The organism is Spirosoma endbachense, assembly GCF_010233585.1.
Taxonomy (GTDB): domain Bacteria; phylum Bacteroidota; class Bacteroidia; order Cytophagales; family Spirosomataceae; genus Spirosoma; species Spirosoma endbachense.
Genome location: NZ_CP045997.1, coordinates 5,854,180 through 5,868,953, shown reverse-complemented (window position 1 = coordinate 5,868,953; position 14,774 = coordinate 5,854,180). Strand labels below are relative to the sequence as shown.

General features: G+C 45.6%; 12 protein-coding genes. 7 read left to right on the top strand and 5 right to left on the bottom strand.

Annotated elements, in window-relative coordinates:
* Window positions 1-27: 27 nt before the first annotated feature.
* The gene (locus tag GJR95_RS23690; protein WP_162388214.1) at window positions 28-564 is read left to right on the top strand and encodes a DUF6252 family protein; all 537 of its coding nucleotides are present in this window, start codon (window positions 28-30) and stop codon (window positions 562-564) included.
* 652 nt (window positions 565-1,216) lie between these two features.
* Here GJR95_RS23690 and GJR95_RS42570 read toward each other — a convergent pair.
* Window positions 1,217-3,088 carry a PKD domain-containing protein gene (locus GJR95_RS42570; protein ID WP_162388213.1) on the bottom strand — a complete coding sequence of 624 codons (1,872 nt, stop codon included), beginning with the start codon at window positions 3,086-3,088 and terminating at the stop codon, window positions 1,217-1,219.
* Window positions 3,089-3,834: 746 nt separating this feature from the next.
* Window positions 3,835-5,229: a T9SS C-terminal target domain-containing protein gene (locus tag GJR95_RS23680; protein WP_162388212.1), complete on the bottom strand. Its 1,395-nt coding sequence runs from the start codon at window positions 5,227-5,229 to the stop codon at window positions 3,835-3,837.
* Window positions 5,230-5,536: 307 nt separating this feature from the next.
* Here GJR95_RS23680 and GJR95_RS23675 point away from each other — a divergent pair, with 307 nt between their 5' ends.
* The gene (locus GJR95_RS23675) at window positions 5,537-6,169 is read left to right on the top strand and encodes a class I SAM-dependent methyltransferase (RefSeq protein WP_162388211.1); all 633 of its coding nucleotides are present in this window, start codon (window positions 5,537-5,539) and stop codon (window positions 6,167-6,169) included.
* A 112-nt stretch (window positions 6,170-6,281) separates the two neighbouring features.
* Here the strand turns inward: GJR95_RS23675 and GJR95_RS42230 are convergent, their stop codons facing one another.
* On the bottom strand, window positions 6,282-6,482 hold the full coding sequence (locus tag GJR95_RS42230) for a DNA gyrase subunit A family protein (RefSeq protein ID WP_232540846.1): 201 nt from the start codon (window positions 6,480-6,482) through the stop codon (window positions 6,282-6,284).
* Between the two features lie 119 nt (window positions 6,483-6,601).
* On the bottom strand, window positions 6,602-6,982 hold the full coding sequence (locus tag GJR95_RS23670) for a winged helix-turn-helix transcriptional regulator (protein ID WP_162388210.1): 381 nt from the start codon (window positions 6,980-6,982) through the stop codon (window positions 6,602-6,604).
* Between the two features lie 106 nt (window positions 6,983-7,088).
* Here GJR95_RS23670 and GJR95_RS23665 point away from each other — a divergent pair, with 106 nt between their 5' ends.
* The 5 genes from GJR95_RS23665 to GJR95_RS23645 all read left to right on the top strand — a co-directional run bounded on the left by GJR95_RS23665 (window position 7,089) and on the right by GJR95_RS23645 (window position 11,350).
* Window positions 7,089-7,841: an SDR family NAD(P)-dependent oxidoreductase gene (locus tag GJR95_RS23665; protein ID WP_162388209.1), complete on the top strand. Its 753-nt coding sequence runs from the start codon at window positions 7,089-7,091 to the stop codon at window positions 7,839-7,841.
* 52 nt (window positions 7,842-7,893) lie between these two features.
* Window positions 7,894-8,517, top strand: a complete 624-nt coding sequence (locus tag GJR95_RS23660) for an NADPH-dependent F420 reductase (RefSeq protein ID WP_162388208.1) — start codon at window positions 7,894-7,896, stop codon at window positions 8,515-8,517.
* A 112-nt stretch (window positions 8,518-8,629) separates the two neighbouring features.
* The gene (locus tag GJR95_RS23655; protein ID WP_162388207.1) at window positions 8,630-9,388 is read left to right on the top strand and encodes an SDR family NAD(P)-dependent oxidoreductase; all 759 of its coding nucleotides are present in this window, start codon (window positions 8,630-8,632) and stop codon (window positions 9,386-9,388) included.
* Between the two features lie 613 nt (window positions 9,389-10,001).
* Entirely contained in the window at window positions 10,002-10,520 is a 519-nt protein-coding gene (locus tag GJR95_RS23650) for a DinB family protein (protein WP_162388206.1), read from the top strand.
* Window positions 10,521-10,777: 257 nt separating this feature from the next.
* Window positions 10,778-11,350 (top strand): putative glycolipid-binding domain-containing protein, encoded by a 573-nt coding sequence (locus GJR95_RS23645; RefSeq protein WP_162388205.1) that lies wholly within the window; start codon window positions 10,778-10,780, stop codon window positions 11,348-11,350.
* Between the two features lie 473 nt (window positions 11,351-11,823).
* Here GJR95_RS23645 and GJR95_RS23640 read toward each other — a convergent pair whose 3' ends face one another.
* On the bottom strand, window positions 11,824-14,496 hold the full coding sequence (locus GJR95_RS23640) for an Ig-like domain-containing protein (RefSeq protein WP_232540845.1): 2,673 nt from the start codon (window positions 14,494-14,496) through the stop codon (window positions 11,824-11,826).
* Window positions 14,497-14,774: the final 278 nt, after the last annotated feature.

The window sequence follows — 14,774 nt, the reverse complement described above, 5'->3', positions numbered from 1 at the left end:
AAAACCAAAAACAACTTTATCTCAGTCATGAAAACGGCTTACCTGGTTATCCTACTCACGGTTTCTGCTACCCTTTGCCTTTGCTCATGCAGCAAAAAGTCCGACGACGTGATGCCGGCTCAAACCACAAACACATCCCCAACTCCACCTGTAACCGCTCAGACAACACCGGCTCAATCAACTACACAAGCCCTGGGTGGGTTTCAGGTCAAAGTAGATGGGTATCTCTATACGCCTGACTTGACTTATGCGCTGACGACTTCCCCCGCCGATAATGACTACTTCGGCATCTATGGGCTCGACAGTAAAACGGGGAATTTGGTGGCGCTGCTCTTACCCAAAACGGTGGGTGAAGGAACTTTCCCCATTAACAAGGTCAATATGGGTATCATAACGGTGAACAAATATGATTACTCGACCCGCAATGATGGCACGGGCACGGTAACGATTACCAAAAAGACGGCCACCAACGTGATTGGCACGTTTAGCTTTACGGCTTATGATGCAACGGGTCTGTACAAGGGCACTTTAACGGAAGGGAGTTTCAACGTGGCCTTTAAGTAACCGACTGGTGGTCATCGGTAAGATTTTTATCCAGATTACTCCAGCGAAAGGCGGTCGAAGTGAGTCGGCTCTTTCTCTGGGGTAATTTGCTAATAGGGCAGAACTACTTTTCATTATCTTTTTGTGGATGTTATCCGTATGGCCTGGTAAGGTGCCACAGTTTGCCTGTAAAAAGGGGTGCATCTCAAAAGGACCCTACCTGTGCCGAATGAGCCTTCATGTGTCTGCTTCAATTATGGGGCGTTTCGTGAGATGAATTTGACTATTGATTTCCTAAACACTGGAGCTAAAAAAAAGCCAAATTTTGCAAACAGGACTTTTTAATGATGTATGACAATGTCAGTATAGAGGTATTTGAGATATGGATAGTGGACATAAAAACAGATATTGGCTGGAAGCCTAAAGGCAAACAGATCTTTGGCCCCAGAATAGCCCGGAAAATTATTGAGCAAGGGGGTCCAATAAGTCTTAACGTTCTCAATCAGTAAGAATTTACGTTTACAATAAAAAAACGGTGGCTCAATCAGCCACCGTTTTTTGTATAATTAGAGATGGAGCATTATAAATCCAACGACTGTTACATAACAAGTTTACCTGCTTTTGCAAAAGTCAAATCAACTATGGACGGGAATGCTGATTGTGACAGGTTTCGTTATTTGATCTTCACCACCCAGTAATCATCTTGTCCTCGGGTACGAGAAGTCTTATTGCCATCCCCACCGGAGAGCGAACTCCCTCCCAACAGAAAACCGCCATCCAAGGTAGTTATCAGAGAAAATAGAAGGTCAGAATTCTGACCACCAAAGGTTTTATCCCACACTTTGGTCCCATCCCCATCCACCTTCATCACCCAGTAGTCACTATCCCCTATATTGGGATCGGACTTACTGCCAGTTTGACCGGAGACAGAATCGCCCCCCAGCAGAAAACCGCCATCCGAGGTGGCTACTATAGAGCGTAGATAATCCTCCTTGGTGCCGCCAAAGGTTTTATCCCAGACTTTGTTGCCACTCCCATCGATCTTCACCACCCAGTAATCATAAAGTCCTAGGCTGGGAACGGACTTATTGCCACTCTGACCGGAGTTTGAATAGCCACCTAGCAGAAAACCGCCATCTGAGGTGGCCGCCATTGAGTATATTTGGTCAAGATCAGTGCCGCCAAAGGTTTTATCCCACACTTTACCACCACTCCCATTGATCTTTACCACCCAGTAATCATAACCTCCTCGGTTGGGATCGGACTTATTGCCAGTCTGACCGGAGCCAGAATAGCCACCCAGCAGAAAACCGCCGTCCGAGGTGGCTACCATAGAGCGTAGATAATCAGAACCACTACCACCAAAGGTTTTATCCCACACTTTGGTCCCATTCCCATCCACCTTCACCACCCAGGAATCAAAATTTCCTCGGTTGGGGTCGGATTTATTGCCCCCCTGATCGGAACCGGAAGCACCCCCCAGCAGAAAACCGCCATCTGAGGTGGCCACCATAGAGTATAGATAATCAGTATTACTACCACCAAAGGTTTTATCCCACACTTTGGTCCCATTCCTATCGATCTTCATCACCCAGTAGTCACTATCCCCTATATTGGGATCGGACTTACTGCCAGTTTGACCGGAGACAGAATCGCCCCCCAGCAGAAAACCGCCATCCGAGGTGGCTACTATAGAGCGTAGATAATCCTCCTTGGTGCCGCCAAAGGTTTTATCCCAGACTTTGTTGCCACTCCCATCGATCTTCACCACCCAGTAATCATAAAGTCCTCTATTGGGCTCGGATTTATCCTCTTCCTGACCGGAGAGAGAACTCCCACCTAGCAGAAAACCGCCGTCCGATGTGGCAAGCATTGAGTATAGTACTTCAGATCTATCACCGCCAAAGGCTTTATCCCACACTTTGGTAGACATACCTGCTGTCGTACCCGTTTTGATGGTTACTGACTGAGTTTTAGGCTGGCTACCACCACCGGGGCCACTCACCGTCAAGGTAACGGTGAACGTACCCCCCTGCTGATAGGTGTGTTTGGGGTTTGCTTCGGTTGAGGTAGGGGTTTTATCACCAAAGTCCCACAGATAGCTGGTGATAGTACCCGTGGCTTTTTGGGTAAAACTGACCTCGCAGGGGGCCATACACTCGCCCCCGGTAAACCCAAAATCGGCCACCGGAGCCCCCGGCTTATTGATTGCTATGGTCTTCTGGCTACTGTTGCTGCCAGCACTGTTGGTTGCTGTGAGTTTGACAGCATAGGTGCCTGCCGTCGTAAACTGCCGGGAAAAACTGGCATCGGTCGATACCTGGCTGCCGTCGATCTCCCAAACAAAGGAGGTGGCGTTCTGAGAGGTACTGGTGAAAATGGGTGTGCAGGGGGCAGTGCAGCCATCGTTGGTTACGGTAAAGGAAGCCGTAGGGGGTTGGATCGTGTCTACCGGTGATCCATTCTTGCAATACACGAGCAGCCCCATTAAGCAGACCAGTAGGGTAAATCGCTTCAGACAGTTGAGCAGGTAAACAGATTTCATCGAGTGTTTATGGGTTGATTCACCTGCATAGATACCCGTCAAAATTTATAGGTAACAGATTTACTCATTCATGTTAGTTAACGTAGGCGTTTTGACAAAAAAGCAACCCCAAAAACCAGGGTTGCTTTCCGCTTGTATCCACACCCTACGTGTATTGCTATTTGGGTTTGACAGCTCTTAAATTTATCGGCAATCGAGCCGCTACAACGAATTCTCAATAAAGGCTCCTGCGTGAGACGTAGAGAGTTTTTAGGGATCTAATACGTCAATAATCGAGCATTTTGTGCGATGGTAATCTAATCGGATGGGTTAACCAAAGAGCCAGGTGAGCCGAGCCGCCTTTTATAACAGGTGCGATTATGAGTGAGAACACCGGTGTTAAAAGTCAAGCTACATGTTGTAAAGATGATTTGTTGACGAGGTATGACGGTGTTTCTATAGAGGTATTTGAAGCATGGACTGAGGATATAAAAGCAGAACTAGGCTGGAAACCGAAAGGTAAACAAGTGTTTCCGCTATGAGTTGCCCAGCGTATCATCGAACATATCGGCCACCCCATCAGCCTAAAGCTTCTCAATCAGTAAGAATTTAGCTACTACTACAAAAAACGGTGGCTGAATAAGTCACCGTTTTTTGTAGTAGTAGGATGGAGTAATTTAAACCCAATGGCTGTTAGGTAACGAATTCCCTGCTTTTGCAAAAGCCACAGCGACTATGAACGGGAATGTTGATGGTGACAGTAGTCGTTATCTGATCCTCACCACCCACATATCATTATTGCCCCGGCTGGGATCGGACTTGTCGCCCGCCTTACCGGAGATAGTATCCCCTCCCAACAGAAAACCCCCATCCGAAGTGACGACCACAGAGCGTAGATAATCATTATTCGTGCTGCCAAAGGTTTTATCCCACACTTTACCACCATTCCCATCCACCTTCACCACCCAGTAGTCACCACCTCCTTTACTGGGCTCGGACTTATTGCCACTCTGATAGGATGTGGACATTCCCCCCAGCAGAAAACCCCCATCCGAAGTGCCCACCACAGCATATAGATATTCAGAATCACTGCCACCAAAGGTTTTATCCCACACCTTGGTCCCATTCTTATCTACTTTCACCACCCAGTAATCCAAACCTCCTCGATTGGGGTCGGACTTATTGCCATCCTGACCGGAGTTAGAATAGCCCCCCAGCAGAAAGCCGCCATCCGAGGTAGTTACCACAGAGGTTAGATGATCATAATCACGGCCGCCAAAGGTTTTATCCCAGACTTTATTACCACTCCCATCCACTTTCACCGCCCAGTAATCACGACTTCCCCTATAGAGATCGGACTTATTGCCATCCTGATCAGAGAGAGAAGAACCTCCCAGCAGAAAGCCGCCGTCTGAGGTGGCTGCCACAGAGTAGAGTTGGTCAGTATTCGTGCCGCCAAAGGTTTTATCCCACACTTTGTTGCCACTCCCATTGATCTTCACCACCCAATAATCATAATCGCCACCTCGGCTGGGATCCGACTTATTGCCAGTCTGACCGGAGCCAGAATAGCCCCCCAGTAGAAAACCGCCATCCGAGGTAGCTGCCACAGAGGTTAGATAATCACCAAAACTGCCGCCAAAGGTTTTATCCCAGACTTTGTTGCCACTCCCATCAATCTTCACCACCCAGAAATCCCCTTCTCCCCGGTTGGGATCGGACTTGTTGCCATCCTGACCGGAGTCAGAAGATCCCCCCAGCAGAAAGCCTCCATCCGAAGTGCCCACCATCGTGTAGAGTAGGTCAGAACGACTGCCACCAAAAGTTTTATCCCACACTTTGTTGCCACTCCCATCGATCTTCACCACCCAGAAATCCTCTCTTCCTCGGTTAGGATCGGACTTATTGCCATCCTGACCGGAGTTAGAATAGCCACCTAGCAGAAAACCGCCATCCGAGGTGGCTACCATAGCGTATAGATAATTAGTACTAGTACCACCAAAGGTTTTATCCCATACTTTGGTTGGTGTGGCTGAAGAGGAACCCGTAGGGGGTTGGATCGTGTCTACCGGTGATCCATTCTTGCAATACACGAGCAGCCCCATTAAGCAGACCAGTAGGGTAAATTGCTTCAGACAGTTGAGCAGGTAAACAGATTTCATCGAGTGTTTATGGGTTGATTCACCTGCATAGATACCCGTCAAAATTTATAGGTAACAGATTTACTCATTCATGTTAGTTAACGTAGGCGTTTTGACAAAAAAGCAACCCCAAAAACCAGGGTTGCTTTCCGCTTGTATCCACACCCTACGTGTATTGCTATTTGGGTTTGACAGCTCTTAAATTTATCGGCAATCGAGCCGCTACAACGAATTCTCAATAAAGGCTCCGACTTGAGACGAAGGAGTGCTCATGTGTCTGCTGCTTTAATAGGGCATTTCTTGAGACGCGCTGCTACTATAGTTGCGCATGAATGAAACAAATCCCTGGAATACTATTCCATTAGCTGACTATGAGCTACATATGCAACATAAAGATGTTGGTCAGGCTAAGTTGCTCAACGACCTGACTGGCAAATATTTACAAAATAATAAGCCAGAAAATATCTTGTTTTTGGGTATAAGTGGTGGCAATGGATTGGAGCACATCGATCCCGATTTGGTGAAAAGGGTCTGTGCCGTAGATATAAGTAGTGCCTATCTGGAGGAAACTCGGAAACGGTTTGGCAATAAAATCAAGCAGTTAGATCTTGTAAACGCAGATATTGGTTCATCAACAGTATCGTTTATTCAGGCAGATTTTGTTTGGGCAGCTTTAATTTTCGACTATGTCGATAGTAAAAGATGCTTTGAATTTATCAACGACAATACGGATCCGTTTGCCAAATTGATAATTACCATCCAGTCCAATAACGGTGTTCAGTCTGTCAGTAAAACAGGCGTTGAATCCATTAAATCGGTTGGAAGTATTTTTAAGACTATTGGACAGGAAGATTTGAAAACAGAGGCAGTCACCTTTGGATTTGACTGTGTTGGTTCAGAAGAGAATTTTTTACCCAACGGAAAATCTTTATGTACCTATGAATTTTCTAAGAGGGGCTAATACAGTTTTACTTTTTCAATCGCTTCAGGACACTATTCGATAACAGCCCGTTCTCAATTCATTTGTCCCGAAAAACGCTCCTATGTGATCCGAAGGGGCTTTCATGTATCTGCTACGTAAATGGGGCGTTATAAAAGCCGGACGAAACACACCCGCATTTTACTCTCGCTGAAATTTTGTTGCGGTGGGTTAAACCCAAATCCTTCATGGCGTAGATGATGGGTCTTAACGTGTCGGCATAGGCTTCTGCTGTATACGAAATCTTAACGGGGTAATCTCCGACCAAGGCTCGCTTGATGAGCTGTTGGAGCATGACCATTTTTTTTAAAAGCCATATGAAACATGAGACAGGTTCTCAAAACCTGTTTCGTAATAAACATCTACTGTTTCCCCTTTTTTCAGATAACTGGTAATGGACCAGTTCCAGTCTTTTTAGGGTATGTCAACTTTGGGGAGTTTACTCCATTTGTAATCAGTCTCTTTGAGCATTGGAGCTACTTCATATTTTAAATTCCATTCTTTTATGTTTTCTAAAATTGGCAAAAAAGCTAAGCCTTTTTCAGACAACTTATAGTCTACCCTTGGCGGTATTTCCTTATAGGCCAATCGTTCCAATAAGCCATCTTCTTCCAACTCTTTTAACTGTTCGGTCAGTACTTTCCTTGAAATGTGGGGTACGATGGCATCTAACTGACCAAAACGCATGGTACGGGTGCCAAGTACATTGATAATTATTGGCTTCCATTTATTACCAATAGTGCCAATAGCTCTCGTAAATGGGCAATTCGAGTTGCAAAATCTGTCGTCTTTCATCGTTAAAATTTGTAGTTACCTACTAGTAACCAGAATAAACTATTATAGTTTCAAAAATAAACTATTGATGGTTCCTTTGCGAAACAAATATAAAAGTAGCTAAAAAATGAGTAAGCTAGCAAGCAAAGTTGCCGTGATTACAGGTGGTAATAGTGGTATTGGATTGGGTATTGCCCAGGAATTTAAACATGAAGGTGCTGTAGGCGCTATTGTCGGCAGAAATCAGGAAACATTAGCGAGTGCTGCGGCTCAGCTTGGCGATAAGTTTATAGCCATAAATGCCGATGTAACCAGCCTTACCGACCTGGAAAGGGTGTTTAAAGAAACGGCTGAAAAATTTGGCAAAATAGACGTGATTGTAGCCAATGCGGGTGGTGGAACTATTGGAACTGTGGCAGATATTGGCGAAGCCGACTATGATAAAACAATGGATTTAAACCTGAAGAGTGTCTACTTCACGGTTCAAAAAGCACTGCCCTATATGAATGATGGTGGCTCGATTATTCTTATCGGGTCAAATGCCGCGCATCGGGCCTATTCGTCTTTTACGCTTTATGGTGCTGCCAAAGCGGCTGTAATCTATTTAGCAAAAGGATTTTCAAACGACCTTTTAGCTAGAAAAATTAGAGCAAATGTAATAACACCAGGTACAACAGATACACCAGCATTTGACAAGTTTGTTCCCGCAGAACAAATTCAAGCAGTAAAAAAACACTATGCAGGGGTAATGCCGGTAGGCAGAATTGGGCAACCCGCTGACATTGGTAAAACAGCGGTTTTCCTGGCCTCTGATGATTCTTCGTTTATGCTTGGTGCTGAACTCCTTGTTGATGGTGGTATGACCTATTTGGCTAAATAATTGACCCCACGCTGGCACGAGTTCAAATTCGTACCATTAAATAGTTTTCAAAATGAGTAAATCAGAAAACAAAGAAGGGAGCTACGCAATTATTGGCTTCGGCAAGATCGGCCAGGCCCTGGCCAAGGCGTTTGCCCGCAACGGCATCGAAGTATCCGTTGCAACCACACGCGAACCGGAAAGCTTTGCATCCGCTGCGGCCGCGATCGGCCCCACGATCATTCCCACAACGCTAGCGGAAGCGGTCAAGGCGGACATCGTCTTTTTGGCTGTCCGTTTCGAGTCGCACCCGGATGTTGCAAAGGCGCTGCCCACCTGGCAGGGGAAGACCATCGTCGATGTGACCAATGCCTACGGCGTGTCCCCTGAGGAGTTGGGAGGACAGCCTTCTGCCAGGGTCGTCGCGCAGGCCTTCACGGGTGGAAAACTGGTTAAGGGCTTCAACCATTTGGGCGCAGCCGTCCTTGCACAAGATCCTGCCGTACATGGTGGCAGAAGAGTCGTGTTCCTGGCGAGCGACGATGACGACGCAGCAGCGGAGATTGGTACGCTTGCGGAAAATCTCGGTTTTTCACCAATCAAACTTGGCGGGCTTTCGGAAGGCGGACTGCTTGTGCAGGCGCGCGGAAATAGCTGGGGTCAACTGATCTTTAAGGACTTGGTCAAGTTCGACTGATGAATCGTTATCGCAAAATTCAATGCGATCCTGCCTCGTGGACAAAGGGAACCACAGTTTGATTGAAGCGGGTAAACTGAGTTTGCCGCTCAACCATTAATTAATAAACGTAATGAGTAAATTAAAAAACAAAGTAGCGGTAGTCACCGGTGCTTCAAAAGGTATAGGTGCATCTATCGCAAAATACTTTGCTGAGGAAGGCGCAAAGGTAGTTGTGAATTATGCCTCAAGTAAAGAAAGTGCAGATAGCGTGGTAAAGGAGATCACGGACAAGGGAGGAATAGCCATTGCGGTACAGGGCGATATATCGAAAGAAGCCGATGTAATCAGGCTGTTTGACGAAACAAAGAAGGCGTTCGGAACGTTGGATATTTTAGTAAACAACGCGGCCTTTCAAGGATACACACCGATTGAACAGGTATCAGCAGAATCTTTTCATCAGCATTTCAACGTCAATGTTTTGGGGGCTATACTGGCTATCCAGGCATCGTTGAAACTGTTTAGCGATACGGGTGGCAATATCATCAATATCAGTTCGGGTGCCAGCAAAATGCCTCTACCGGCAGCTTCTTTGTACTCTGCCACTAAAGCGGCATTAGATGCCATAACGATTTCGTTGTCGAAAGAACTGGGTGCAAAAAACATTCGTATCAATTCTATTTTGCCGGGTGCTACGGAAACCGAAGGTGCCACTAGTGCTGGCGTCACTACTGGCAGTGAGTATGAAACCATGTTTATAGCCAATACACCGCTTGGTCGTAGAGGTCAGCCCGAAGATATTGCGAAAGCTGCTGTATTTCTTGCTTCCGATGATGCAGCCTGGATTACGGGCGAGCAAATTTCCGTTTCGGGTGGTATGTATGGTTTTTAAATCCATCAACCCAAAAAATGAAAGACAATGGGTCGGAATTATTGGTTGACAGTGGTTCTACCAACTGCGCACTAAAATAAATCAGCAATTACCCCTACTTAGCCAAAAAGCCACAGATACACAAGTTATCCGTGGCTTTTTTCTTTTCGGACAACACGTTTAACTGACAAACAAAACGGACCACAAAAGCCCGTGATGGTAACGTCGGTTTTGCGTTATGGCAGCTGAAGCGTATACTACTAACTGAACCGTGGTGGCGACGGTCAGCCGCTGCTGGCCACTTGACAATCATTAAAAAATAATCGTCACTCAAAACGCTCCCACCTGAGATGAGTAAGAATTACTTATTGATAAATAGGGTGTTTTGCCGCTACGTCTGATGATATTTCTAAGGCGGTGAATTTCGTTGATTGGCATGCAAAAGAGGGGGTAGGTCGTCTTTGTTGCGGCTGCGTTTGTGGCCTGGAACTGCTTCAACCAGCTAGCATCGTAACTAGTGTTGCTGAGGTTGATTATTGACAGTCGACCGGATTCACTACTGACATACTGCTGTCACTCCCCTGCCTTTTCTTTGTGTGGTCAATCAATCGACAACTTCAACCAATAGAAGGTCATGGAAAACACAGCGCAGCTTAGCCAAACGATGGATCAGATCGTCCTCTCACCCGAGCAACTTCTTGCCCATTGGCAGGGACACCGGGGACTCACCCGCCGGTTGATCGAAGCCTACCCCGACGAACACTTCTTTTCGTATACCCTGGGCGGCATGCGACCTTGCTCGGCGCTGATTGATGAAGTACTGCAAATGGCCGACCAGAGTATGGAGGGTGTTGTTTCGGGCCAGTGGCCTTCATTTGGCGAGGGTTCGGAGACACCCCCCAAAGCAACGACGAAGCAGGAGGTACTGGCGCAGTGGGATCGGGTGACCGAGACGATTAATGCCCATTGGCCACAGATTCCACCCGCTCGCTTCCAGGAAGTCGACAAGGCGTTTGGTCTGTATGAAGGACCTATCTACTGGTTTCTTTTCTACCTGATCGATAATGAAATTCATCACCGGGGTCAGGCTTATGTCTACCTACGCACTCTGGGCGTAGAACCGCCCGCTTTCTGGGATCGCCCCCAGGTATAGTCCGGCGGTAAGCCCCCAAGGAGTAAGCCGTTTTACAAAAGCCTTTGCCGTTATAAAGATTGGCAAAGGCTTTTATGTATTATACTGGCGGCTATTCATCCCGTGATACCTATTCTTCCAGAATTAGCTATTTTTAGTACTTGGTGCATGTAAAGGCCTGGGCTGGCTCGGCTTCCCAGGTTGTGCCATCCTTAGAAAAGCTCCCTGAATCCAACTAAACGAGGGTTTCATGAAACCCTGCTTTTCCTACAACGTCTATGCAACTCAACCTCCTCTGGACTGGACGCGAATACCACTCGCTGGAAAACTGTTTGCTCGAAACAAACCAAACCGGAGTGGAAGTTACTGCCAAGATTATCGGCCACTATGAGACCAAAATCTATCAGGTGGAGTACCGCATTCAAACGAATCGGCGCTGGCAAACTCTGCTCCTTGACATCAGTAGTCGGCATAGCAATCAAACCCAGCATATTCGGTTGGTAGGCGACGGAAACGGAAACTGGGAGCTGAACGGCCAACCAGCCAATGAATTTGCCGGGTGCATCGATGTGGATATCCCCTTAACGCCCCTGACCAATACCTTGCCCATCCGCCGACTTGGGTTGACGCAAAACCAGGTACAAGAAATTAGGGTTATTTATTGCGATTTGCTGGCAAGACAAATTAAACCGGTTTGCCAACGATATAATCGGTTGTCGGCCAGCCACTATCAGTATGAAAATGTGCCAAATGATTTTGAAGCCACCATCCAGGTTGACGAATACGGGTTGGTAGTGGATTACCCAGACTTGTTTATTCGAACTGCGGCCTTGAAGACTAAGTACCGATAACGGCTCCCTGAGTCGCCCAAAAATACTTATCTCTCCTCGAGCCGAGCAGTAGGCCAACGGCGGCCAGGCTAAGGACGTTTGTATTAAGTCAAGGTTCTCACAGTTGAGCACAAGCCGAACTATCTAAAGTATCACCAAACGCTCCTCAAAGTGAGAAGAAGAGATTTTTATCTAGTTAAGGTAGTTTTGCCGTTGTGCTACGAAACGGGCCGGTACGCTGGAGCAGGGCCGTAAAATCCATCACTTGGGCATTCGCTCTCTTATGTGTGGGATTATGACCGAAAAATCGATCAACGCTTTCAAACAACCGCTGTGTTCGGGCAGATCGAAATTAGGACGAAAAGTATGCGCATTCACTTGTTTAGGTCATAGAAATCGGTCCGAAAGTTAAGCAAGTTCACTATGCCGATTTATTGGCCCATACCATATGGGCCGTATTGGTTAAGATTGGATTACGGCCTTGACCTGAGCTATCAACGAATTAGTAAAACCTGCCCCGCTTTTTTGAATGCCTCTTTTACAAGTGGGGTTTTATGCATTAATAAGTCTACTGTCCAGGTATATAAACCTTCTTCACAAGGTTCACCTTGATAGTTACCATCCCATACAAGCTTATCCGTTTTAAGTAGTAATTCGCCCCATCTATTGTAGATTGATAAAATAGACCCATTGATAAGCCTACCCTTTAATTCAAAATTATCATTCTGATTATCTCCATTAGGCGAAAATGCATCAGGAGCAAATAGAGTAGGTTGGCAAAATTCTTCTACCAATACAGTATCCGTATTGGTACATCGTTGTGAGTCGGTTACACTAATTATGTATAATCCCTCCTTTTTAACGCTTATAGTTTGAGTGGAACTTAATAACAAGCCATCCCTGGTTAACCAACGATAAGTAGCATCCGTATTTTCTCCGGCATCGAGTGTAATTGTGTCGATTGGGAAATCAGAAAAGCAGCCTGTATACTGGTTTGCCATTAATTTGATTCCTGGTAACTTCTTGACTTCATATTGAACTTTAGCTGCTGGACTCACGCACGAACCCGATACGGTCTGTGTCAGATAATAGAAATATAAACCATCCAGACTGGACGAAATCGGTGGCTTGAAGCTAGGGCCTGTTCCAATACGAGCGCCTAATGTTGAATCACTAAACCACTCAATCATTGTGCCCGTAGCGTTTAATGAGGCAACCGGTTCACCAACGCATATACTTTTATTCTGTATAGTTGGGGCTGACGGACTTACGCCAAGATTGACAGAGACTGTATCTCGGCTTTCGCACCCAGTAGATGAACTGCTGGCCAATACAACGTACTTTCCGCTGGTTTGAGCTGTAATTGATGGTGTGTTCACAATGGTCTCGTTTGGGAGTTGCCATCGGAATTTGTCCCATACGCCTTCGGTAGATGCCTGTAGGGTCAATTTGGTGTCGCATCCACTTCTCGTTTTTTCGGACAGACGATAATCCACTGGTGGAGTAAAGTTTAGGCTTAGTTCTTTCTCAATGAAGCAACCTCCATTAACGAGAACTGATGCCCGGACCTTGTAGGTAGCCGGACCATTGACTTTTACGGTAATCGTATCTTGTTTTGATTGGGCTTTCGTAATGCCCGGCCCCGACCACTCAACGAAGCCAGTTGAATTGGCCGAGAGCGAAAACGTGCCGCATACTTTCGGTACACTGGATGGCATCAAGGTTGCGGGCGGAGTTACCGTAATGCGAACAGAGTCTTTTTTTGAACAGGCCCCATTCGTAGCCGTAACTATATAAAGTGTATTACTGGTTGGAGTTGCCAGTGGATCTTTACTAGTCGAGTTATCCAGCCCTATTGATGGTATCCACGAAAAGCTTGTTGCACTACTCGTCGTCATGAGCTTTATAGACTGCCCCTGACAAATAGCGGTGTCTTTAATTGTTCGTATTGCAATCTCACTCCCTGATTCAACCCTGACAGGCTTACTCACAATGCAATTATTGGCATCTTTCACGTAAACTGTGTAAGCACGAGGCACAACAGTAAATGTATTGGCAGGTTGATAATTAATGGAATCAATTGAATACTGATAGGGCGGCAATCCATTTGTTGCACTAACTGAAATCACTTCATTGCTATTCCCAGAGCAATTTTCTTTTGTAGAAGTTGTCAGATCTAAATTACCAATCGAAATCTGTTTAGTTTTAAGAAGGGGTTTACCACATGCAGTATTCTTGACCGATAGGCTAATATTTTTCGTACCATTTGTGGGCCAACTTACTACGTACGGCCCTATCCCGTTTCCTGATACAACACGTCCTCCATCCCAATCCCAGTCGAAAATGTAGTCTGGTTCAGGAATCAATTTATCCCCGCTATAGGTAATTGTTAGATTTTGACTAGAGCTACAAACAGGATTGGGTGTAATGGAAAAATCTGCGATTGGCAGTGTATTCGCGACCGAGCAAATACTTTTGTATACATTATCAACATCTGCTTGCGAAGCGTATTGATTGGAGAAAGAAAGATAAGCGAAATTAGCTTCACCTGATTCGCAATAAGCAAACCCTTTGTCCCTAAATATATAAATTGGCCTGCCTGTCTGCGATGCATATCGACCGGCTATGTCATTGTAGGATTTAAACAACGTATTATTAACATATACATCAATAATACCCGTTGTGCCATTTCTGGTGAAAGTAAGGAGATAATAGTCCGTATCAGTAAAAAATGGGCATGCACCAACAATACCATTGGGCCAGAAATCAAGACAAAAGTGATGATTATCACCAGAGCGAATAAAGTAGATTCCGCCATCTGAGCTATTCGAATCATCTAAAAAATCAATAATTCTTACCCAGCCTGCAGGCCCCCATTTAGTTACTTTTACATACATCTGGATTGTATATGTGGTCGTAATGCTGTTGGTTGTATTAGCATATTTCAATCCCCAATGCATATTATTATGATACACGATTCTATCAACACCACATATAGGTAATTTATCAGTAATAAAATTACCCGACGTTGAGGCTGGTGTGCAGGCTCCCCCAGTAATAGCCTGAGCTGGTGTGATGTCTGGGCCGCATTCAGGTGCGGCAACTGACAAATTATTATAGAACCGATAGGAATGCTTGACAACCTGGCCATTAGCAATGGTTGTCAAAATGAGAAGGAGTAGATAAATTAACTTCATGTGTGGATATCAGTATTTCTCGCAAAGAAGAATAAAGATTTAGAATCTCACTTTTTAGGCTAACTAGCCTGTTAAAAGCATTTCTTCATACCTCAAGATACATACAGTCACGAATCCATAAAAGCGAGCCAGTGAAAAGTAGCGTAAAAAACTTAACTTTCAACGCACTCTGTATTGGTGTGAGTTGAATCAGATTGGGGACTTGACGAAGATCATTTGATCGTCCCGGAAATGTTTTGATCGATTTT

Coding starts and splice junctions, on each gene's coding strand:
- GJR95_RS23680 (WP_162388212.1), bottom strand. CDS start 5,229: ATGAAATCTGTTTACCTGCTCAACTGTCTGAAGCAATTTACCCTACTG.
- GJR95_RS23665 (WP_162388209.1), top strand. CDS start 7,089: ATGAGTAAGCTAGCAAGCAAAGTTGCCGTGATTACAGGTGGTAATAGT.
- GJR95_RS23670 (WP_162388210.1), bottom strand. CDS start 6,982: ATGAAAGACGACAGATTTTGCAACTCGAATTGCCCATTTACGAGAGCT.
- GJR95_RS23645 (WP_162388205.1), top strand. CDS start 10,778: ATGCAACTCAACCTCCTCTGGACTGGACGCGAATACCACTCGCTGGAA.
- GJR95_RS23655 (WP_162388207.1), top strand. CDS start 8,630: ATGAGTAAATTAAAAAACAAAGTAGCGGTAGTCACCGGTGCTTCAAAA.
- GJR95_RS23675 (WP_162388211.1), top strand. CDS start 5,537: ATGAATGAAACAAATCCCTGGAATACTATTCCATTAGCTGACTATGAG.
- GJR95_RS23690 (WP_162388214.1), top strand. CDS start 28: ATGAAAACGGCTTACCTGGTTATCCTACTCACGGTTTCTGCTACCCTT.
- GJR95_RS42230 (WP_232540846.1), bottom strand. CDS start 6,482: ATGCTCCAACAGCTCATCAAGCGAGCCTTGGTCGGAGATTACCCCGTT.
- GJR95_RS23650 (WP_162388206.1), top strand. CDS start 10,002: ATGGAAAACACAGCGCAGCTTAGCCAAACGATGGATCAGATCGTCCTC.
- GJR95_RS23660 (WP_162388208.1), top strand. CDS start 7,894: ATGAGTAAATCAGAAAACAAAGAAGGGAGCTACGCAATTATTGGCTTC.
- GJR95_RS42570 (WP_162388213.1), bottom strand. CDS start 3,088: ATGAAATCTGTTTACCTGCTCAACTGTCTGAAGCGATTTACCCTACTG.